Origin of the sequence: Pseudomonas sp. YJ42 (assembly GCF_047225135.1) — a bacterium.
GTDB lineage: Bacteria > Pseudomonadota > Gammaproteobacteria > Pseudomonadales > Pseudomonadaceae > Stutzerimonas > Stutzerimonas stutzeri_E.
In genome coordinates this window covers 2890740-2911196 of sequence record NZ_CP178378.1, presented here as the reverse complement: position 1 = coordinate 2911196, position 20457 = coordinate 2890740, and the positions used below count along the sequence as shown (strand labels likewise).

22 protein-coding genes are annotated in these 20457 nt (G+C 61.4%); 9 read left to right on the top strand and 13 right to left on the bottom strand.

Going from position 1 to position 20457, the window contains the following annotated elements; translation table 11 throughout:
* The first annotated feature begins 39 nt into the window (after window positions 1-39).
* Complete coding sequence (gene aroE / locus ACL0K2_RS13405; protein ID WP_045159988.1) at window positions 40-858, top strand: shikimate dehydrogenase; 819 nt, start codon at window positions 40-42, stop codon at window positions 856-858.
* A gap of 7 nt (window positions 859-865) precedes the next feature.
* On the opposite strand, the gene ACL0K2_RS13400 is transcribed toward aroE, so the two are convergent.
* Window positions 866-1477, bottom strand: coding sequence for an NAD(P)-dependent oxidoreductase (locus ACL0K2_RS13400; protein WP_045159989.1), 612 nt, complete (start codon window positions 1475-1477; stop codon window positions 866-868).
* Between the two features lie 15 nt (window positions 1478-1492).
* Complete coding sequence (locus ACL0K2_RS13395) at window positions 1493-1804, bottom strand: glycine zipper domain-containing protein (RefSeq protein WP_045159990.1); 312 nt, start codon at window positions 1802-1804, stop codon at window positions 1493-1495.
* Window positions 1805-2256: 452 nt separating this feature from the next.
* On the opposite strand from ACL0K2_RS13395, the gene pbpG reads away from it, so the two are divergent.
* Together pbpG and treS are read left to right on the top strand one after the other, a co-directional pair.
* The gene (gene pbpG / locus ACL0K2_RS13390; protein ID WP_239612157.1) at window positions 2257-3201 is read left to right on the top strand and encodes a D-alanyl-D-alanine endopeptidase; all 945 of its coding nucleotides are present in this window, start codon (window positions 2257-2259) and stop codon (window positions 3199-3201) included.
* Between the two features lie 343 nt (window positions 3202-3544).
* Entirely contained in the window at window positions 3545-5614 is a 2070-nt protein-coding gene (gene treS, locus ACL0K2_RS13385; protein WP_045159991.1) for a maltose alpha-D-glucosyltransferase, read from the top strand.
* A 51-nt stretch (window positions 5615-5665) separates the two neighbouring features.
* Here treS and ACL0K2_RS13380 read toward each other — a convergent pair whose 3' ends face one another.
* Window positions 5666-6052, bottom strand: a complete 387-nt coding sequence (locus tag ACL0K2_RS13380; RefSeq protein ID WP_413042823.1) for a cupin domain-containing protein — start codon at window positions 6050-6052, stop codon at window positions 5666-5668.
* A gap of 93 nt (window positions 6053-6145) precedes the next feature.
* On the bottom strand, window positions 6146-6958 hold the full coding sequence (locus ACL0K2_RS13375) for an AraC family transcriptional regulator (RefSeq protein ID WP_413042822.1): 813 nt from the start codon (window positions 6956-6958) through the stop codon (window positions 6146-6148).
* A gap of 250 nt (window positions 6959-7208) precedes the next feature.
* Between ACL0K2_RS13375 and ACL0K2_RS13370 the strand changes: the two genes are divergently transcribed.
* From ACL0K2_RS13370 to ACL0K2_RS13345, 6 genes are all read left to right on the top strand, one after another.
* On the top strand, window positions 7209-7403 hold the full coding sequence (locus ACL0K2_RS13370; protein ID WP_045159995.1) for a DUF2934 domain-containing protein: 195 nt from the start codon (window positions 7209-7211) through the stop codon (window positions 7401-7403).
* Between the two features lie 200 nt (window positions 7404-7603).
* Entirely contained in the window at window positions 7604-8602 is a 999-nt protein-coding gene (locus ACL0K2_RS13365) for an NAD(P)H-quinone oxidoreductase (protein ID WP_413042821.1), read from the top strand.
* Window positions 8603-8862: 260 nt separating this feature from the next.
* Entirely contained in the window at window positions 8863-9228 is a 366-nt protein-coding gene (locus ACL0K2_RS13360; protein WP_239612161.1) for a glyoxalase superfamily protein, read from the top strand.
* Window positions 9229-9312: 84 nt separating this feature from the next.
* On the top strand, window positions 9313-9828 hold the full coding sequence (locus tag ACL0K2_RS13355) for a GNAT family N-acetyltransferase (protein WP_239612162.1): 516 nt from the start codon (window positions 9313-9315) through the stop codon (window positions 9826-9828).
* 207 nt (window positions 9829-10035) lie between these two features.
* Window positions 10036-10524, top strand: a complete 489-nt coding sequence (locus ACL0K2_RS13350) for a GNAT family N-acetyltransferase (RefSeq protein ID WP_239612163.1) — start codon at window positions 10036-10038, stop codon at window positions 10522-10524.
* 438 nt (window positions 10525-10962) lie between these two features.
* Complete coding sequence (locus ACL0K2_RS13345) at window positions 10963-11652, top strand: class I SAM-dependent methyltransferase (protein WP_413042820.1); 690 nt, start codon at window positions 10963-10965, stop codon at window positions 11650-11652.
* Window positions 11653-11670: 18 nt separating this feature from the next.
* Here ACL0K2_RS13345 and ACL0K2_RS13340 read toward each other — a convergent pair whose 3' ends face one another.
* From ACL0K2_RS13340 to ACL0K2_RS13300, 9 genes are all read right to left on the bottom strand, one after another.
* Window positions 11671-11832 (bottom strand): hypothetical protein, encoded by a 162-nt coding sequence (locus ACL0K2_RS13340; RefSeq protein ID WP_239612165.1) that lies wholly within the window; start codon window positions 11830-11832, stop codon window positions 11671-11673.
* A gap of 142 nt (window positions 11833-11974) precedes the next feature.
* Complete coding sequence (locus tag ACL0K2_RS13335; RefSeq protein ID WP_413042819.1) at window positions 11975-12886, bottom strand: hypothetical protein; 912 nt, start codon at window positions 12884-12886, stop codon at window positions 11975-11977.
* A 349-nt stretch (window positions 12887-13235) separates the two neighbouring features.
* The gene (gene rbsD / locus ACL0K2_RS13330; RefSeq protein ID WP_413042818.1) at window positions 13236-13640 is read right to left on the bottom strand and encodes a D-ribose pyranase; all 405 of its coding nucleotides are present in this window, start codon (window positions 13638-13640) and stop codon (window positions 13236-13238) included.
* On the bottom strand, window positions 13637-14545 hold the full coding sequence (gene rbsK, locus ACL0K2_RS13325; protein WP_413042817.1) for a ribokinase: 909 nt from the start codon (window positions 14543-14545) through the stop codon (window positions 13637-13639). Before rbsK ends, rbsD begins: the two co-directional genes overlap by 4 nt.
* Before the next feature lie 64 nt (window positions 14546-14609).
* Window positions 14610-15608 carry a LacI family DNA-binding transcriptional regulator gene (locus ACL0K2_RS13320; protein ID WP_413042816.1) on the bottom strand — a complete coding sequence of 333 codons (999 nt, stop codon included), beginning with the start codon at window positions 15606-15608 and terminating at the stop codon, window positions 14610-14612.
* A gap of 6 nt (window positions 15609-15614) precedes the next feature.
* Window positions 15615-16598 carry an ABC transporter permease gene (locus ACL0K2_RS13315; RefSeq protein WP_045160004.1) on the bottom strand — a complete coding sequence of 328 codons (984 nt, stop codon included), beginning with the start codon at window positions 16596-16598 and terminating at the stop codon, window positions 15615-15617.
* Window positions 16595-18163 carry a sugar ABC transporter ATP-binding protein gene (locus ACL0K2_RS13310; protein ID WP_413042815.1) on the bottom strand — a complete coding sequence of 523 codons (1569 nt, stop codon included), beginning with the start codon at window positions 18161-18163 and terminating at the stop codon, window positions 16595-16597. The genes ACL0K2_RS13315 and ACL0K2_RS13310 overlap by 4 nt, the downstream gene beginning before the upstream one ends.
* Window positions 18160-19116, bottom strand: a complete 957-nt coding sequence (locus ACL0K2_RS13305; RefSeq protein WP_413042814.1) for a sugar ABC transporter substrate-binding protein — start codon at window positions 19114-19116, stop codon at window positions 18160-18162. The genes ACL0K2_RS13310 and ACL0K2_RS13305 overlap by 4 nt, the downstream gene beginning before the upstream one ends.
* 158 nt (window positions 19117-19274) lie before the next feature.
* The gene (locus ACL0K2_RS13300; protein WP_413042813.1) at window positions 19275-20444 is read right to left on the bottom strand and encodes a patatin-like phospholipase family protein; all 1170 of its coding nucleotides are present in this window, start codon (window positions 20442-20444) and stop codon (window positions 19275-19277) included.
* Window positions 20445-20457 lie beyond the last annotated feature (13 nt).

Genomic DNA, 20457 nt, shown 5'->3' with positions numbered 1-20457 from the left:
TCGCCATTGCTGCACTTGCTACGACATTCAGGAGCTTTCATGGACCGCTACGGCGTTTTCGGCAACCCCATCGGCCACAGCAAATCACCGCAGATCCACCGCCTGTTCGCCGAGCAGACCGGCCAGGCGCTGAGCTACGAGCCATTGCTGGCCCCGCTGGATGATTTCTCCGGCTTCGCCCGTGAATTCTTCGCCCACGGGCTGGGCGCCAATGTCACCGTGCCGTTCAAGGAAGAGGCCTTTCGCCTGGCCGATCAGCTGACCGAACGCGCACGGCGCGCCGGCGCGGTGAACACCCTGATGAAGCTCGAAGACGGCCCCCTGCTGGGCGACAACACCGACGGCATTGGTCTGGTGCGCGATCTGCTGGATAACGCCGGCGTGGTGCTGCAAGACAAGCGCGTCTTGCTGTTGGGTGCGGGCGGCGCGGTACGCGGTGTGCTCGAGCCGTTACTGACACAGCGGCCGACAACGCTGGTCATTGCCAACCGCACGCTGGGCAAGGCCGAGCAGTTGGCCGATGAGTTCGGCGAGCTGGGCCCTGTGAGCGCGAGCGCGTTCGAGCAATTGCAAAGTCCGTTCGATGTGATCATCAACGGCACCTCGGCCAGTCTCGGCGGCGAATTGCCGCCGCTGGCCGACAGCCTGATCCGCTCGGGCACGACCTTCTGCTACGACATGATGTATGGCGCGAAGCCGACGCCCTTCTGCCAATGGGCCGCTGACCTTGGCGCGCAGACCCGGGATGGTTTGGGCATGCTGGTTGAACAGGCCGCGGCGGCTTTCGAGTTGTGGCGCGGGGTACGTCCGGATGCAGTTCCGGTGTTGACGCAATTGCGTCAGCAACTCGCCGGCTGAGTGCCGCTCAAAGGCGGAAGTGGATCTGCTGATGCAAATGCTGTGGCGTTTCCAGCTCGTCGACCATGCCGGCGGCCATGCGCCGAAGCTGCACGCGGCGGTCATCGGTTTCCAGCCCGTCGAGGACGCTGAAATCCTCGATCGACAGGTCCTCGCCGCTGCTTTCAGCATCCACCAGGGTCCACTTCAGTGGGTGCTCCGCGATCCGCTGCAGCGCCGCCGCCACCTCCGGCTCTCCGCCATGGGCGCTGAAGTCGACCACCAGCAGCAGCCGTTCGACGCCGACCTTCGGTAGCCCGGACAACAAGGCATCGACCGCCTGATATAGATCGTGCGGCTGCTTTGCCGCTGCGGTACCGGAGGCGGTGGGCACCGACTGGCTGTCGTACAGGCAGACCACCGCGTCCATGCCGGCGACACTCTGCGATACGCTGACGGCATCGAATAGATCGCCGGTCTTGGCACGCAGCCCTGGGCGGACGGTCATCGAATTCAGATCGTCCACCAGCGCCACGGCCTCGTGCTGCCGGCTCAGTAATTCACACAGCAAGGCATTGCCCAGACTTGAGTGCGCCCCGTACAGTGCGAACTTGAGCCTGGGCGTCTCGGCGTTGAGCATGGCGGGACGAGCCGGTCAGCGCCGGGTGACCAGATAACCGATCAGCGCGACCGCGCCGGCGGCCAATGCAACGGTGCTCAGCGGGTGTTCGCGTACGCATTCCTTGGCCATGCGACCGGCATCACGCCCCCGCTTGGACAGGTCGCGGCAGTGCGCGTCCCAGTCGGCGTCGTGCCATAGCGATTCGGCGCGTGCGCGCAGGGAGTCGAAGCGATGTCGTGAGCCGCGCGCCGCGTCGTGCTTGAGCTCATCGAGCGCGGTCATCAAGTCGTGGATTTCGCTTTCGATTTCGTCGCGGGTGGTGGGCTTGCGGCTGAAACGGGACATATCGGTTCTCCCCTTTTGAATGTGCTCGTTGGACCCCATGGTTACGGCAAAGATCCTGACAGGCAGCGGACCAGCAGCAGGCGTACGGGTTCCCGTCCGTCGGGCTGATTGATTCGGCGCGCATCGCTGCCGATAGCCGGGGAGAGGCCTCCACGGTGGTTTCGTGTTGCGGCTTCGCTGTATCGGCTCGGAGGGTGTGGAAAGCGCAGCAGTCGATGTTCTTCTACACTCAGAACGCAGCGCCCTGGGCCCGCTCAGCACAGTCGGATACCCGGGCGCCAATCTGGGCAACGAGCGAAACGGCTTGTACGGAACGGGTCGAAACGGCCCTGAACGAGCCGAAATATAACGCTGCAGGGGCCTTATGCGTGGCCTGGGTTTACCTATAATGCGCGTCGCGTTCGTCGGCTTCGGGCGCGTCTTTTTTCACTGCCAATTCATCGGTGTTCATCTTGAAATTTCGCCAATCCATTCTCGGTCTGCTGCTCGCATGCAGCAGCGTCATCCTGACTCCTTCCGTTATCGCTGCTTCCAAGGCGACCACCCAGCAGGAGCTGGCGTCTGGCAGCGCGCTGTTGATCGATCTGAAGAGCAACGAGGTGCTCTATTCGAGCAACCCCAACCTGGTGGTGCCGATTGCCTCGGTCACCAAGCTGATGACCGCGATGGTCGCGCTCGACGCCAAGCCGCCGCTCGACGAGCGCCTGCCCATTACCATTCGCGATGCGCGGGAAATGCAGGGCGTGTATTCGCGGGTACGCATCGGCAGCGAAATCAGCCGGCGCGAGATGCTTCTGTTGACGCTGATGTCGTCGGAAAACCGCGCCGCGGCGAGCCTGGCGCACCATTATCCAGGTGGCTACAACGCTTTCATTCAGGCCATGAACGCCAAGGCCCGGGCGCTGGGAATGAGTCATACGCATTACGTCGAGCCCACCGGCCTGTCCGAGCAGAACGTGTCCAGCGCCAACGATCTGGTTAAGCTGCTCAAGGCCAGCCAGGCCTATCCGCTGATAGAGCAGTTCAGCACCACCTCGGAAAAGACCGTCGCCTTTCGCAAGCCCAACTACACGCTGGGTTTTCGCAACACCAACGCGCTGGTACGCAAGCCCGACTGGAACATTCACGTGACCAAGACCGGCTTCACCAATGCCGCGGGCCACTGCCTGGTGATGCGCACCGTCATGAACCGTCGCGACGTGGCCTTCGTTGTGTTGGATTCGTTCGGCAAGTACACCCATATGGCCGATGCCAGCCGTCTGAAGAAATGGCTGGAGACCGGCAAGACCACCCCGGTGGCGCCCGCCGCACTGGCTTACAAGCAGCAGAGAATGGCCAAGCGGCAGCTGACCCCTCAGCCGGACAATTCGGCTACGGTGGTCGCCGGCGCGCGCTGAAGCACCGCAGGACGATGGGGCCTCGGTGCCTGCGACTTCATTCGCGGAGCCTGCTGTAAGGCGAGCCGCCCGCTTCTATCGCCCCGACACCACGCTGCTGCCGGCTGGGATGGTCGAAGCGGCGTGGGGTGGATCACGCCCCACCGATCCACCGAGCACCGTCACGGTGGATGTAAAGAGCGATATCCACCCTACGCACGACGATTCGCAAGGGTGAGAGAGATGTAAGCCGCCCTGCTACGGCACCTCCGGACATCGATACGCCGATCGATGCAACGATGCCGGTGCGTTCGACTCAAACGACTACCCTTCCCCTTCAGCGCACCGGGAACCCAACGTCGTTATGAGCACACCAGACAACGCCTACATCGAATGGCTGGAAAGCCAATCCATGCTCCACGCAGCCCGTCAGCGGGCCCGCCTCTATGCTGGCCAGGCGCGGCTCTGGCAGCGTCCCTACGCCCAGGCGCGGCCGCGCGACGCGAGCGCGATTTCCTCTGTGTGGTTCACCGCCTACCCCGCCGCGATCATCACTCCCGAGGGCGGCTCGGTGCTGCAAGCGTTGGGTGACGACCGCCTCTGGAGCGCGCTGTCCGAACTCGGTGTGCAGGGCATTCACAATGGCCCGATGAAGCGCTCCGGCGGCCTGCGTGGGCGCGAGTTCACGCCGACGATCGATGGCAACTTCGACCGCATCAGCTTCGACATCGACCCCAACCTCGGCACCGAGGCCGAGATGCTGCAGCTCAGCCGCATGGCCGCCGCGCACAACGCCATCGTCATCGACGACATCGTGCCCGCGCATACCGGCAAGGGCGCGGACTTCCGACTCGCCGAGATGGCCTACGGCGACTATCCGGGCCTCTACCACATGGTCGAGATCAACGAGGAGGACTGGCCCCTGCTGCCCGACGTGCCCAAGGGGCGCGACTCGGTCAACCTCTCGCCGATCGTGGTCGACCAGCTCAAGGACAAGCACTACATCGTCGGTCAGCTGCAGCGGGTGATCTTCTTCGAACCCGGCATCAAGGACACCGACTGGAGCGCCACCGGCGTGGTCACCGGCGTCGATGGCAAGCGTCGGCGCTGGGTCTATCTGCACTATTTCAAGGAAGGCCAGCCTTCGCTGAACTGGCTGGACCCGACCTTCGCCGCCCAGCAACTGATCATCGGCGATGCCCTGCATGCCATCGACATCTCCGGCGCGCGCGTGCTGCGTCTGGATGCCAACGGCTTCCTCGGTGTCGAGCGCCGCGCCGAGGGCACCGCCTGGTCCGAGGGGCATCCGCTGTCGGTGACCGGTAATCAACTGATCGCCAGCACCATCCGCAAGGCCGGCGGTTTCAGCTTCCAGGAGCTGAACCTGACCATCGACGATATCGCCTCGATGTCCCACGGCGGCGCCGACCTGTCCTATGACTTCATTACCCGCCCCGCCTATCAGCACGCCCTGCTCACCGGCGACACCGAGTTCCTGCGGCTGATGCTGCGCGAGGTGCACGCGTTCGGTATCGACCCGGCATCACTGATCCACGCCATGCAGAACCACGACGAGCTGACCCTGGAGCTGGTGCACTTCTGGACGCTGCACGCCTACGACCATTACCACTATCACGGCCAGACCCTGTCCGGCGGCATTCTTCGCGAGCACATCCGCGAGGAAATGTATGAGCGGCTGACCGGAGAGCACGCGCCCTACAACCTCAAATTCGTCACCAACGGCGTGTCCTGCACCACGGTCAGCGTGATCACCGCAGCGCTTGGCATTCGTGACCTGGACGCCATCAAGCCGGCCGACATCGAACAGATTCAGCGCCTGCACATCCTGCTGGTGATGTTCAACGCCATGCAGCCCGGTGTGTTCGCCCTCTCTGGCTGGGATCTGGTCGGCGCCCTGCCCCTGAAGGCCGAACAGGTCGAGCACCTGATGGGCGACGGCGATACCCGCTGGTTGCACCGCGGCGGCTACGACCTGGCCGATATCGCACCCGAAGCCGAGACGTCCAGCGAGGGGCTGCCCAAGGCGCGCTCGCTCTATGGCAGCCTGGTGGAACAATTGAAGACTCCGGGCTCCTTCGCCTGCCAGCTCAAGCACATCCTCAGCGTCCGCCGCGCCTACGACATCGCCGCGAGCAAGCAGATCCTGATTCCCGACGTCCAGGCTCCGGGGCTGCTGGTCATGGTGCACGAGCTGCCCGCCGGCAAGGGCGTGCAGATCACAGCGCTGAACTTCAGCGCCGAGACCGTCAGCGAGACGATCACGCTGCCTGGCATCGCGCCCGGTCCGGTGGTCGACATCATTCACGAAAGTGTCGAAGGCGATTTGACCGAGAACGGCGAGATGACCTTCAACCTCGACCCTTATGAGGGGCTAGCCCTGCGTGTGGTGAGTGCTGCGTCCCCGGTGCTGTAATGGTGAACGGCCGCGGCGCAAATGCTTCGCGTCGCGGCCGGTGCAAAGTGATCAGATCCAGACGTCGTTCACGGCGGTCCGCTCGTTGATTTCATCGCCGGTGTTCAATACGTCCCGCGGCTCGATCAGCAACAGCTTGGTCTCCCGCGCGGCGCTGGGTTTGTGCTCCACGCCCTTCTTCACCACATACATCTCGCCCGCCGCCACGGTTACCTCACCGTCGCGAAAATGAATGACCAGTTCGCCCTCCAACACGATGAAGGTCTCATCGGTGTCGGCGTGGCTGTGCCAGACGAACTCGCCGTCGAGCCGGACGATTTTGAACTGGTAGTCGTTCATCTCGGCCACGACTTTCGGCGCCCACTGCTCGTGGAACAGCGCGTATTTTTCGGCGAAATTGATGGAGGTATAGCGGGTGGGTGTCGCTTGGGATGTCATGGCGTGGCTCGCTCTCGTTGCGGAGTAGGCGACTACGTTAGTGTTGCCTCCGACGCCCGTCTTGCATGATCGTGCAAGTTCCGTCTGCGGCCGCTACCGGCTCGCAAGCATCTTCAGCCAGCGTGCAGGCGAGATGCCGAAGGTTTGGGTGTACAGACGGGTCATGTGGCTTTGATCGAAAAACCCGCTGGTCAGCGCCGCGTCGCTCAGCGATTGGCCGGCCAGCAGCCGAGTGCGCACCGCTGCCAGGCGCCGCTGGGTGATGTAGCGATACGGGCTGGTGCCATACAGCGCACGGAAGTCCCGCGACAGGCTCCAGCGATCGCGACCGCTTGCCCGCTCCAGATCACCCAGCGTGATGGCCTTCTCCAGGGCGTCATGGATGAACGTGCGTGCCCGCTCCGCCGCGGGATAATCGATCGCACGACGGCCGCGATGCGTGCCGGCGGCGAGCCTGAGTGCCTGGGCCAGGTCATAGATCGCATCATCTTCTTCCAGTGGATCTAGGGCGTTGTCCAGGCTGTACAGCAAGCGTCGGGTGGCCGAAAACAGCCGAGGATCCTGTGACAGCCCGCCAGCGATAAAAGGCAACGGCTCGCCTCCCAGCACCTTCTGGATCAACGACGGCTCGATGTACAGCATTCGGTAATGGAATCCGGCCCGGGTGCCCGCCTCGCCATCGTGGATCTCGTCTGGATGCAGCACGATGGTGCCGCCCGGCAGGCTATGCCGTTTCGACTGCCGATAATGGAAGCTCTGCACGCCCGCAAGTGTATGGCCGATGGCGTAGGTGTCGTGTCGATGGGGCGTATAGCCGTGCCCGCGAAAATAGGCCTCGATGCGCTCCATCTTCATCGATGGAGTGGCGCGGGCAAGCCAGTCGCGGTCGGTGTGGGTCGTGCTCATCGAACAAGGCCATCCTGAGAGCCAAGGCTGAAATATACCCATCGAGGTGGCCTAGGTCTTGCGGCTCGTCTGCTTTCACCGGCGGCAAGCAGCTTCCATTCTCGTTAGCTGCCAGCGCAGGTCGATTCGTCGGCTACGACAGGAAAAGCTGGAACCAACCTCGAACCGGCCGCCTCTCCTGAACAGGAGCTCCGTCCAAGACGGTCCTGCATATCCGGCTGGAGCCGGTTCAATCAGAGAGGTGACAGACATGAGCGACGAGCAACGCATACGCGAACGGGCCTATCAGCTCTGGGAGGCCGCTGGCCGCCCCGAGGGACAGGATGTCGAATACTGGATGCGGGCCCGTGACGAGATCGAACCCTTCTACAAGGAAGGCGACCCGTTGGCCGGCAGCGTGGAAAGCAGCGTCGCCATCCCGATGCCGAAACGGACGGAGGAATGAAATCACCCATCGAAGTAGACGCCGGTCTACCGTTATCTTGACCGCATCCGCGCAGGCCGGCCGTCATCTCACCGAAACCCCTGAGGCCACGCCGACCCCACCTGGGGGTTGGCGCTGTGGCTGCTGGGCACTACCGTGTCACGACGAGCCGCCTTCGTTAAGGCGAATGCGCTATCTGGTCTTTGAAAGGAATGGCATCCATGAGTGAACAAACCATGCGTCATGTAGAGCATCGTCCAGGCGGCGACGCCGAATGCCTGAGACTGGCCGAAGGACCGGTCCCCGAGCCTGGCCCGCACGATGTGCTGATACGGGTGGCCTACGCCGGGATCAACCGGCCGGACGTATTCCAGCGCTCCGGCAGCTACCCGCCTCCGCCGGATGCGTCGCCCCTGCTCGGCCTGGAAGTCTCAGGGGAAATCGTCGCGCTCGGCAACGAAGTGAACGGCTGGAAACTGGGCGATCAGGTCTGCGCGCTGACACCGGGAGGTGGTTACGCTGAATATTGCGTAGCCCCGGCCGAACATTGCCTGCCGGTGCCCGCCGGGCTGTCACTGCTGGAAGCGGCCGCGCTACCGGAAACCTACTTCACCGTCTGGAGCAACGTGTTCGAGCGCGGTGCCCTGCAGCCCGGTGAATCCTTCCTGGTGCATGGTGGCTCCAGCGGCATCGGCCTGACAGCAATTCAACTGGCCAAACAGTTCGGTGCCACCGTTTACACCACCGTCGGCAGCAGCGAAAAGGCCGGCGCCTGCCGCCGCGCCGGCGCGGATCGGGTGATCAACTACCACGAAGAAGATTTCGTCGACGTGCTGAAGCAGGCCACCGATGGCGACGGCGTCAACGTCATCCTCGACATGGTCGGCGGCGACTACATTCCTCGCAATATCAAATCCCTCGCCGTGGAAGGCCGCCTGGTGCAAATCGCCTTTCTCAAAGGCAGCCGCGTCGAACTCGACACTTCGCCGATCATGCGTAAACGCCTCACCTTCACCGGCTCGACCCTGCGCCCCCGCAGTCGCGAAGAAAAAGCAGATATCGCCAAGGCATTGCACGACAAGGTCTGGCCGCTACTGGACCAAGGCCATTGCCACCCCGTGATCCACGCCACCTTCCCCCTCGAACAAGCCGCCGAAGCGCACCGGCTGATGGAAAGCAGCAAGCACATCGGCAAGATCATGCTGAAGGTTGAGCCGTAATCCTTCGCGGTCAGGTGCAAGTGCCCGCACCGCAGGAGCAACGCTTGCGGTGTTTCGCAACTCTGATGTACGCAGAATCTCGTGCAATCAACTGGTGAGCTGAATGGGGGATAACACGCCGAACGGGCGCCGATAACGCCGCAGCACTTGTGTTAGAGCAGCTCAGCCTGGCGATGGTGGAATGTTATACACCACGCCCGTCCGGCGTCTTATACACCAATTGGTGTCTAATTATAGTTATGTGTAATCAAGGATCGATCATGAAATTTCAAACAATACCTATTTTGAGAATTTTCGATGAAGGCAAAGCAAAAGAGTTTTACCTCGAATTCTTGGGTATGAACCTAGATTGGGAGCATCGCTTCGAGGCCAATTTACCGATATACATGCAGGTATCAAAAGGAAATCTTGTATTTCATCTCAGCGAACATTCGGGCGACTGCACTCCTGGCAGTAAGGTTTTTGTCAACGTAAGTGACATTGAAACCCTCTATCATGAGGTTACCTCCCGGCCGTATAAGTACAGTAAACCGGAAATTGAGCAGGCTCCATGGGGTGATCGTTGCTTTACGGTAACGGACCCTTTTTCAAATAAAGTGCTATTTAATGAGCCAGCAAATACATAACAACAGGTTCAAACCGTTCGCTTCGCTCACTGGGACGGGCTAAAGCCCGCCCCTTAACCAAACGTTATACAATACGGCCTAAAAATGAATGAGGTTGAGATTAAAATAATAACTCCGGATGAATGGGAGTTATACAAATTAGCCAGACTAAATTCTTTAAAAGAATCGCCTGATTATTTTGGCTCAATTTATGATCAGGAAGCCGTATTGTCAGATGCGGAATGGAGATCACGCTTAGATCTTAAATTTCGTGATGTTGATGCTTTGCCATTAATCGCAGAGCTCAAGGGCCAGCCGGTAGGTATTGCTTGGGGCTTTATACACAAGCCGAACTTGCAAGTCGCACATATCTATCAAATGTGGGTCTCGCCAGAGCTTAGGGGTAAAGGCATAGCAAAATCCCTTCTGCTTAAAATTAAAACATGGGCTTTAGGCAGAGGGTGCAGCCTTATGGCACTTGGCGTCACAACAAGCAATGAAGCGGCAGTTAACTTGTATAAAAAATTTGGTTTTATCGCTGCGGGACAGCTTGAAGAGTTGAGAGCTGGCTCACCACTTTTGGTGCAGCCCATGACTATAGAGCTAAACAGTGTCGTATAACAAATGGTTTAAACCGTTCGCTTCGCTCACTGGGACGGGCTAAAGCCCGCCCTTTGATAAGAAAAGGGGCAGATTTATTTATTTCGTACATCTTTCTGTGCGCTAAATAGATCTGTCCCCCTTTCCCATTTATCGCAGGAGCGCTGATGTTCACTCACCATCACCGCAGTACACACATAACGGCATGGTTAGACGGCTGATAGCAGTATGTCGCTACTGATTAAAGAAATCCCGGCATCAAAGGCTCCCATGGAGTTGTTGCTGTTGGCAGACCCCTCTGAAGACAAAATACGTTCTTATCTTTCACTGTCGAAGTGCTTCGTTGTGCTGGCGGGCGAATGCGTGGTTGGGGCCTGCGTCGTGCAGCCGCTTATCAACGAGACGTACGAGTTGATGAGCATCGCCATTCACCCCGACCATCAGCGGGCGGGTCATGGCGCAGCGCTCTTGAAATGGGTCATCGAGTTCTACCGCGCACGCGGCGCGCGGCAGCTAGAGGTGGGCACCGGCACGTTTGGCTATCAGCTCGCGTTCTATCAGCGGCACGGCTTCCGGGTGACACGCGTTGACCACGATTTTTTTATCAAACACTATCCCGAGCCTCTTTTTGAGGATGGCATACAGCACTTCGACATGCTGCGCCTCACGCTGCGTTATTTGGGGGCCAAGGAGGGTAATGAAAGAGAAAGCTGCTAGTCGTTTGTTTGTTACGGAACACTTTTGTCTTATGTATAGGGGTATCGCAGAGTACTGTCTATTTACCGCAGAGGCGGAGCTGGTAAGTGCTGAAAATACGTCAGGGATGGGGCGCGACGCCCTGGAAGCTGACAAGCGAAACGGAAAGGGGGCAGGGCTATTTCTGGCAATGGCTCGCTTCAAGAACGCACCTGTTCCGTTTTCCGAACTTTCCATGCGGTCAGTGTCTGCCTGCTCCTGTGCGCGGCGGCACCGACCAGAGCGATATTTGCTAAAACGTCTGCTAAAGTAACTTCAAAAGATACTAAAAATAAGGCAGTCTTGAATTATACGCCGCGAACTGGGCAGCCTCAGCACGTTAGCCAACAAGCCGTTATACGCTCAAGGAAGCACTATGCATGACCAGATATGCTCGAAGTTAAGTTTCGGTAAACGGCCATGAGCCAGGACAACCGATCGCCCTTTGCAAATAAGGCTGCAGTCGCGACCTATGCGCAGGACACGCCGCGTAAGGTGCCTGGACTGACCGATCTCCATCGCATGACGACCTTGCTGTTATCCGAGCAGGCGCCAAACGAGACGCACATTCTCGTTATCGGGGCGGGCGGCGGGTTGGAAACGAAGGCCATGGCCGAGGCTCGGCCCGGCTGGCGCTTCACAGGCGTCGATCCAGCGTCTGCCATGCTGGACCTTGCGCGCCAGGCCGTCCTGCCGTTTGCGCATCGCGTCGAGCTCTTGGAGGGCACTGTTGATCAGGCACCGGCTGGCCCTTTCGATGGCGCCACTTGCCTTCTCACGCTGCATTTCCTCGACCGAAGCGAGCGGTTGCACACGCTGCTGGAAATCCGTCGTCGCCTGAAAGTGGGCGCGCACCTTGTGATCGCTCATCACTCGGCGCCCGATCCAGACGCTGAGCGCTGGATGACACGCTCGGTCGCTTTCGGCGACCACAGCGGTATCGATTGGGCAAAAGCGGAAGCTACGGGTAAGGCGATGAACGAGCGGCTGCCTTTGCTCGCGCCGGAGGAGGATGAAGCACTGCTCCGTGAGGCGGGGTTCAGTGATGTCGCGCTGTTTTATGCCGCGTTTTCATTTCGTGGCTGGATTGCGGTCGCCGCCGGGAAGTAGGGGGCCAGGCTTGTGTAACTAGCCGGGCATGCCACCGCTGGAAGCGGCCGACTTGTTTTGCCCGGTCCGCTCGCCGAACAGCAGCGCGAAGGGGCTTTCATCGATGAGGAGCATCACATCCAAGCTGGCTGGCCCTCGTTGATAGTTGTACAGGTTGCGCTGACCGTCTAGCACCACCATAGGCTGTTCTCCATTCTCCGGGTGTGCTCTCACCTTGCCATCGTCCAGCGGTAGTGGAACTCATGTGCCTTTGCGCTTGCTGGTATTTAAACTGAGGCGTGAATGTTGCTCGGTTGGGCTTGTTGTCTCTGCGCCCAGTTACCTATTTTGTCCCCTCTGTCGGCGGTAGGGTTATGTTAACTGTAGGTCCACTTTCAGTCGGGTCGACCTTGACTGTAGTACTGCCGTGAAACGTAGCTTTACATGCTGCTTTGAGCTCGTCTGGGGTTGATTCGTCGGCGTACGAATCAAAGCATAGATAGAAGAAATCGTTAACATCAATAACCGATTTCGCGATGTTCTCGACTGAAGAAGCTACCTTTCCGAGGGCATCCGGGCTCAGTTGGACTACTGGCACTGTATTCGATACCGCCGAAGCTGATGTGCTTACGAGTGATGCGCGATCCTGTTCAAGCTTCAGCTTTAACGCGTCGATCGTTGTGCGGAGGTTTTTTGCTTCGTCAGTTTTGGCGTCCAATGCAGCGTATTTCTGTTCTGCGTCGTTCAGCTGTTTGGTTTGTTCAAGCAGGTCTCTGCCCTGGTCCGCTGAGCTCGACGAGGCCAGGATGACATTGGGTCCATGAGCTATCCCGGTCAGCTGCTCGATCGCCATGATGGCTACAGTGTTTCGTTGATTGCGGGTTAGATACATCTTGTATGTGTTGGGAGAGATAGCGCCGTTGGCGTACGCCTGACAGATGCTGAAAAGCTGGTCGCGTAGCAGTTGTATCGAATGCGTTCGCAGCCCAATGTTCGCTGCCGACTCGCCATAGGTAGCCGCAATGGCAGCGATGTTCTGCTTCGATGCGCTCGCGGATGCCGCTATGGTTTTGAGTGCGTCGGGGCTAGGTTCAGGGCAGACGATGCGCTCTGTGACGCTGTTTTTGCCGATTTTTCGGTCCACGGCAGTAATAACCCTTTCTTCAGCCTCCAGGGTTCGTGTGGAAAGTCGTGCGGGGGTGCAGCCGGTAGTGATCAGTAGAATGCAGAGTGCTGGAACGATTGCTGTCTTCATTATGAAGTCCCTTTTCATAAGCTAGGCCGTGAGCGACAGCAAAACGCTTACCGGAGCATAGGCTAGGTTTGCACTGCTGTAACCTAGCCTTCGCGAACTTTTTAAGGTCCCACTGCACCGGGATGGAAGTCACATAGCGTCTCGGTCATCGACACCCCTGTGTGGGAATAGGGGACGGGCAATAGGGGGGCAGACCACGTTTTTCATGATCCGAATGACATGTGGCCACGCGCTGCGTTGCGTTGCGGTCGGCTACCTCCGCAGCTACTTGTAAGCGGCAACATACCTATCAAAACCAGATGCGGTGCAAGAAACAGCAGCGCCAGCGTTGGCTGGCACCGATAGATCCTCAGAACGTCACGCCTGCGATTAGGCCGATATTGCTGTAGGGCCGGCATTCTCCGGTGCGTATCTGCACACGAGCCTTGGCGCATGCGGCCTTGAGTTCGTCATGGCTGACCAGCTGGCGCTCGCCCAGTTCGCCGGCGGCGTACAGCGCCTCGATGGCGCCGAGCCCCGAAGGCGCGACCTCCAGGGTTTCGCGGGCCAGTAGATGACCCTGCACCTGCATTTCGCTGAGCACGACCTGCAAGGTGGTGGCGAAATCCGGTACGCCGGCGGTCAGCGCCAGATCGATGCACGGCGTACCGGGCGGAATCGGCATGCCGGCGTCGCCGATGACGATGATGTCGCCGTGTCCGAGCCGGGCGATGGCGGCCGAGAGGGCGGCGTTGAGCAGGGGCGTCTTCTTCATGCGGGCAACTCATGGCGGTAGGGGATCGAGGGTTGGGCGCCCGGCCGGGTGACGGCCAGCGCAGCGGCCTGTTGGCCCAGGCCAATGGCCGCTTCCAGTGACTGCCCGGCAGCCAGGGCAGCGGCGAAGCCGCCGACGAAGGTATCGCCAGCGGCCGTGGTGTCGACGGCCACGACGGGCTGAACGGGCAGATGTAGATGGCGCGTATCGTCGGCGTAGAGCACGCCCTGGCTGCCCAGCGTGATCAGCACACGGCGGGCACCACGGCGCAATAGTTCTTGCGCAGCTAGCAACGCACTCTGCGGCGAATCGACCGGAACACCGGTGAGCAACGCCGCCTCACTCTCATTGGGAATCAGGTAGTCGACCAGGCCGTACCAGTGAGCGGGCAGGGGGCCGGTGGCGGGCGCCGGGTTGAGGATGACCGTACGGCTCAGTTCTCGGGCGCGGAGGAGGGTCGCCTCGACTGTCGGCAGCGGCACTTCCAGCTGCGCGATGACAATGTCGGCAGCCTCAAGCAACGCGTCGTGGCCGGCCAGACGCTCCGGCGTCAGTTCCCCGTTACCGCCCGCGGCGACGATGATGGCGTTCTGGCCGGCATCGTCCACCAGAATCGTGGCAATGCCGGTGGGGACGCCAGGTGCACTCATGACCGAGCTGCAATCGATGCCTTCGGCCATCAAGCCCGCGCGCAAATCAGCGCCGTAGGCGTCATCGCCAACACAACCGATCATCGCGACATCGGCACCCAGGCGCGCGGCGGCGACAGCCTGGTTGGCGCCCTTGCCGCCGGGCGCCGTGGCGAAACCGTGGCCGGCGAGGGTTTCGCCACCGACGGGAAGGCGAGGGGTCCGAACGATCAGGTCCATGTTCAGGCTGCCCACCACAACTACCTTTGCTTGCATTGCTGTTGTTCCTCTTTCGCGGCGATACGCAGACGGCTCATGGCTCTTCAACCGGTGGCGCCGTTCAAGCCGCTGGTGCCGCGCTGGATTCACGCAGCACCAGGGTGGGTTCGACGAGTTGATGTGCGGCGCTCAGCTCGGGCTCGCGGATGCGCGCGAGCAGGCGCGCGGCCGCCGTTTCACCCAGCTGGCCGATGGATTGGCCGACCGTGGTCAACGCCGGATACAGGTAGCGGCTGACTTCGATATCGTCGAAGCCCACCACCGAGAGCTGCTCCGGCACGCGCACACCGCGCTCGGCCGCTGCACGCAGCACGCCCAGGGCGATCATGTCGTTACCGGCGAAGACCGCCGTCGGTGGCTTATCGCCCGCCAGCAGTGCCTGCGCAGCCGCATAGCCGGCGGGGCTGGTAAAGGCGCAATCCACGACCGGCAGCGTCTCGACCTTCGCACCCGCCAGCGCCCGTCGATAGCCCGCCGCCCGTAGCTGCGCGACCTGCGTGCTGGCCGGCCCGCCGATGCAGGCGATCCGGCGATGGCCGAGCTGGAGCAGATGATGCGTGGCGAGAAAGCCGCCGCGTTCGTGATCGACCTGTACGCGGTCAGCCGTCACGCCATCGAGGGAGCGGTCGACCAGCATCAGCGGCACTTTCAAACCGGCGAGCGCCTGAGCGAACGCCGTGTCGCTGGCCACGGTGGCGACGATCAGACCGTCGATACGACGCTCCACCAGCACCCGCAGGTAGCGTAGCTGCTTGTCGATATCGTCATCGGAGTTGCACAGGATCACGCTGTAGCCGTTGCGCTCGGCATGGTCCTCGATGCCCCGTGCCAGTTCGGCGAAATAGGGGTTGCTGGCGTTCGGCACGAGCAACCCAAGGGTGCCGGTTGCGCGTGCGCGTAACGAGCGCGCCACGCCGCTGGGCACATAGCCCAGCTCGGATATGGCGGCTTCGACCTTTTCCCGCACCGGGTCGCTTACCGGCCGTGTGCCGTTCACCACGTGGGAAACGGTGGTGTAGGAAATGCCGGCGCGCGCGGCGACGTCCTTGATGGTGGCCATGAACCTTCAGCCCCTGCGCTTGGCGCGATGGCTGCGGTAGGTATCGAGGATCACCGCCACCACGATCACCGCACCGGTGATGATGCGTTTGGTCGGTTCAGTGGCGCCAATCTGCGCCAGCCCGGCCGCCAGTACGGAAATGATCAACACGCCGAAAAAGGTGCTGATCACCGAACCGCGCCCGCCCATCAGGCTGGTGCCGCCGATCACCACGGCAGCGATCACCTGCAGCTCCAGGCCGGAGCCGGCATTCGGATCGGCCGCTTCCAGGCGGGAGATCTGGAAGAGTGCGGCCAGGCCAGCAAGCAGGCCCATCAGCGCGAACACTGAGACCTTGTACGGCTTAGGGTTGATGCCCGCCAGGCGCACGGCCTCTTCGTTGGTGCCGATGGCCACCAGGTAGCGGCCGAACACGCTGCGGGTCAGCAGCAGGTGCGCTGCGACGATCACCAGCAGCGCGATGATGAACGCGGGGGAAATACCCGCCGCGAATGGCGTCGACAGCCAGGCATAGGCGTCGCCGATGTAGGCGGTGCGTGAGTCGGTAAGCTGGTAGGCGAGGCCGCGCGCCATCTCCAACACACCGAGGGAGACGATGAAGGAGGGGATGCCCCAAGCGACAGTGATAGTGCCGGTCACGGTGCCGGCCAATGCGGCGCAGGCCATGCCGAGCAGCGCCGACGGCACGATGCCCCAGCCAAAGCCAAGCATCGCCACGCTGACCACAGCCGCCGCCAGAGCAAGTACCGAACCCACCGACAGGTCGATGCCGCCAATGATCAGGATCAGGGTCATGCCCACCGACAGCACCATCAGATCGGGGATCTGGTTGGCCAGGGTGGTGAAGGTGGCGTAGGACAGGAAGTGACTGCTCAAGGACGAGAACAGCACGATCATCGCCAACAGCGCGCCAGCGAGGCCCAGGTAAGTGCCCAGGCCCTGGTGCGTGCCGCTGCGCTTGGCGGCAGGCGTGGCGGACGAAGCGGTCATTGGGAAAGCTCCTGTAACGGGGGCGCGACATCGCCGAGCATGGCTTCGCGGCTGCGGTAGCCTGCGAATGCGGCAGCCAGCAGACGGTCCTGACTCCAGTCGTCGCGGTCAAAGGTTTCAATGAGGCGGCCGGCGGACAACACGCCGATACGGTCGCAGATCAGCATCAGTTCGCGCAGGTCGCTGGACACCACCACCAGCGCTTTGCCCTGGCGCGCCAGGTCGCCGAGCAGGCGGTAAATCTCAAACTTGGCGCCGACGTCGATGCCACGGGTGGGCTCGTCGAACAGCAGCACGCGGCAATCGCGCTCCAGCCAGCGGCCAATGACGACCTTCTGCTGATTACCGCCGGACAGCTCGACCACGGCCTGATGCGGCCCGTTGCACCGGATGCGCATGGAATCTATCTGCCGCTGGGCAAGGGCCTGTTCCGCGGCTGGCCGCATCAGCCCGTTGCGTGAGACGGCCGGCATGTTGCCCAGTGCCAGGTTGGCGGCGATGGGCTGGCTCAGCAGCAGGCCTTCGCCCTTGCGGTCTTCGGTGATCAGCGCGATGCCGTGGCGCACGGCTTCGGCGGGGGAGCGCACCTGGACCGGCACGGGCGGGTTACCGAGCGAGACCTGCCCGCTGTCGGCGCGATCGGCACCATAGATCAGGCGAAGCAACTCGGTGCGACCCGCGCCGATCAGCCCGGAGATGCCGTAGATTTCACCGGCGCGCACAGTGAAGGACACATCCTCCACCTTGCCGCGACGGGTGAGATTATCGACTTGCAACAAGGGCGCGCCGATCGGGCGTTCGCCCAGGTCGATGGCTTCGCCGACATCGCGGCCGACCATCAGGGTGACGAGCTCGTCGCTGCTGTAGCGGTCGATGGCTTCCACCGCCACCAGTTGACCGTCACGCAGCACGGCGACGCGCTGCGCCACTTTTGCCAGTTCTTCCAGGCGATGAGAGATGTACATAATGGCGACGCCGGCTTCGCGCAGCCGCTGGATCTGCGCGAACAGCAGGTCCACCTCGCGGGCGGTCAGCATGGCCGTGGGCTCGTCGAGCACCAGCACACGGCAATCGCCGATCAGATTGCGGGCGATTTCGACCATCTGCTGATGACCGACTCCCAGGGCCGCGACCGGCGTATCCGGATCCACCGACTCCAGCCCGACCTGCGCCATGGCCTGGCGCGCCATCTCACGCAAACGACCACGGGCGATCCAGCCGCCACGGCTGGGCAGATTGTCGAGAAACAGGTTTTCCGCCACGGTCAGTGTCGGCAGCAGGTTGAGCTCCTGCAGCACCATGCGTACGCCAAGACGCTCGGCTTCGCGACGGCTCGCCGGTGCATAGGGTTGGCCGAGAAAGCTCAGCGAGCCGGTGGTGGGCTGCTCCAGCCCGCAGAGGATCTTCGACAGCGTGCTCTTTCCGGCGCCGTTCTCACCGGTCAGTGCCAGCACCTCGCCGGCGCGCAATTGCAGGTCGATTCCGCCTAGCACCGGCTGAGCATAGGTCTTGCCGATGCTGCTGGCGGCGAGAACGGTCTCGCCACCGGCTACCGCTTGGCTCACGGCTTGGTCACGAGTTCGACAGGGGTTTCGATGACGCCGTCTTTGGCATCGGTGGATTCGCCCTTGACCAGCTTGAGCGCCGCTTCGATACCGAACACGGCTTGCTGCGCGGCGAACTGATCGGCGGTGGCGAGTACACGACCGTCCTCGAGCATGGGCTTGATGGCGTTGATGTTGTCATAGCCGACCACCTGTACCTGGCCTTGCTTGCCGGCCGCGCGCACCGCCGATACCGCGCCGAGCGCCATGCTGTCGTTACCAGCCAGCAACGCCTTGAGGTTCGGGTACTCGTTGAGCATGGCGGAGGCCACGGCGTTGCCGCGATCGATTTCCCAGTTGCCCGACTGCACGCTGACGACCTTCATGCCGGCGGCTTCCATCGCATCCTTGAAGCCTGCGGTGCGTTGCTGAGCATTGGTAGTGGTCGACACACCTTCGATAATGCCGACCTCATCGCCCGCTTTCAGCTTGTTCTTGGCCAGATATTCACCGACCAGACGCGCACCTTTGCGATTGTCCGGGCCGACGAAGGGCACATTCAGGCCCTTGCTTTTCACCACGTCCGGATCGAGACGGTTATCGATATTGACGACCTTGATCCCGGCATCGCTGGCCTTCTTGATCACGGACACCAGGGCTTTGGAGTCGGCTGGCGCGATGACCAGCGCATCGACCTTGGCGACGATCATCTGCTCGACGATGCGGATCTGCGCAGAAGTATCGGTCTCGTCCTTGATGCCGTTGGCGATCAGGGTGAACTGGTCCGGGTTCTCTTTCTGATAGGCCTTGGCGCCGTCTTCCATGGTGCGGAAGAACTCATTGGCGAGGGATTTCATGACCAGTGCCACCTGAGGCGTTTCACCTTCGGCAGCTTGAGCACTGGAGAGACTGACTAGGGCGGCGGCACCGAGAGCAATGGCGGCGCAGAGACGGGCAGGACGGAGACCGAGCATGGGAAAACTCCACGGTTATTGTCATTATTTTGGATACGCAAACGTTTGCGTGCATGTAAAACTATGAAATAGCCTGGATTTTGTCAAATTAGGTAGTGCCACCACTCGTCGTTAATAGAACTGCGAGTGCTTAGCGAAGCAGCGGGCTAGGAAGTGCGCTAAACATCGAGCTTTAGAAAGGCCTTGAGCTCGGATTTCTTGGCCATGGCATCCCGGTAACCCAGTTCAATCAGCTCGCTGCAGTAGCCGGGCTCGAACAACAAGTAACTCAACAGCCCGCCGCCGCCTTCGCGCGTGCCGCCTGAACCACGCAGGAATAGCCTCAGAGCCGCGGGCATCTCTCGCCGATGGCGAGCGGCGATCTTGTCCAGCGGTTGGCTGGGAGAAATTACCAGCACCTCGACGGGCGTCAGGCCATAGGCGCGCTTGCGCTGTTCGATAGGCACCAGTCGTCCCAGTAGGTTGAGGCGCTCCAGCAGCTCGATATCAGTCTCGACGTTGTCGATGAACGTGCTGTTGAGCATGTGCCCTGAGATCTGCGCCAGGCTTGGCATGGTGCCGGCAGGCCTGGGTATCGGCGCTGTTTTGGCCTGAGCTCCCACCGGGTTGCCACTGACCCCGACCACCAGCACACGCGTTGCGCCCAGGTGCAGGGCGGGGCTGATCGGTGCGGTCTGGCGTACCGCGCCATCGCCAAAATATTCACGGTTGATTTTCACCGGCTCGAAGATCAGCGGGATGGCCGTGCTGGCCAGCAGATGGGGTATTGCCAGGCGGGTCGGCACACCCACCCGACGATGGCGCAGCCATGGGTCGATCGCAGCATGTCCCTGATAGAAGGTCACCGCCTCGGCCGACTCGTAGCCGAATGCTGTCACCGCTATCGCGCGCAGTTGCCGATGTCGCATAGCCGCGGCGATACCGGAAAAATCCAGCTCGCGCTCAAGCAGCTTGGCCAGCGGCGAACTGTCGAGCAGCGCAACCGGCACTTGCTTGCCGATACCCAGCACGCTGCGGCCGAGAAAGCGGCTGGCCTGGTGCAACACACCCGGCCAGTCACTGCGGTACACCTGATCGGTATGAAAACTGCGCCACACGGAGCTCAGCCGCCCCACTGCCTCGCGAAAATGCAGGGCGCCGCATGCCAGGCTGACGGCATTGATCGAGCCCGCCGAGGTGCCGACGATCACCGGGAACGGGTTGTCTGAGGACTCGGGTAGCAGATCGGCAATCGCGGACAGCACGCCCACCTGATAGGCCGCTCGCGCGCCGCCACCCGAGAGGATGAGCCCAGTGGTACCGGGGTTGTTCACAGTGTCCTCGGCCATCATCGATTCCAGT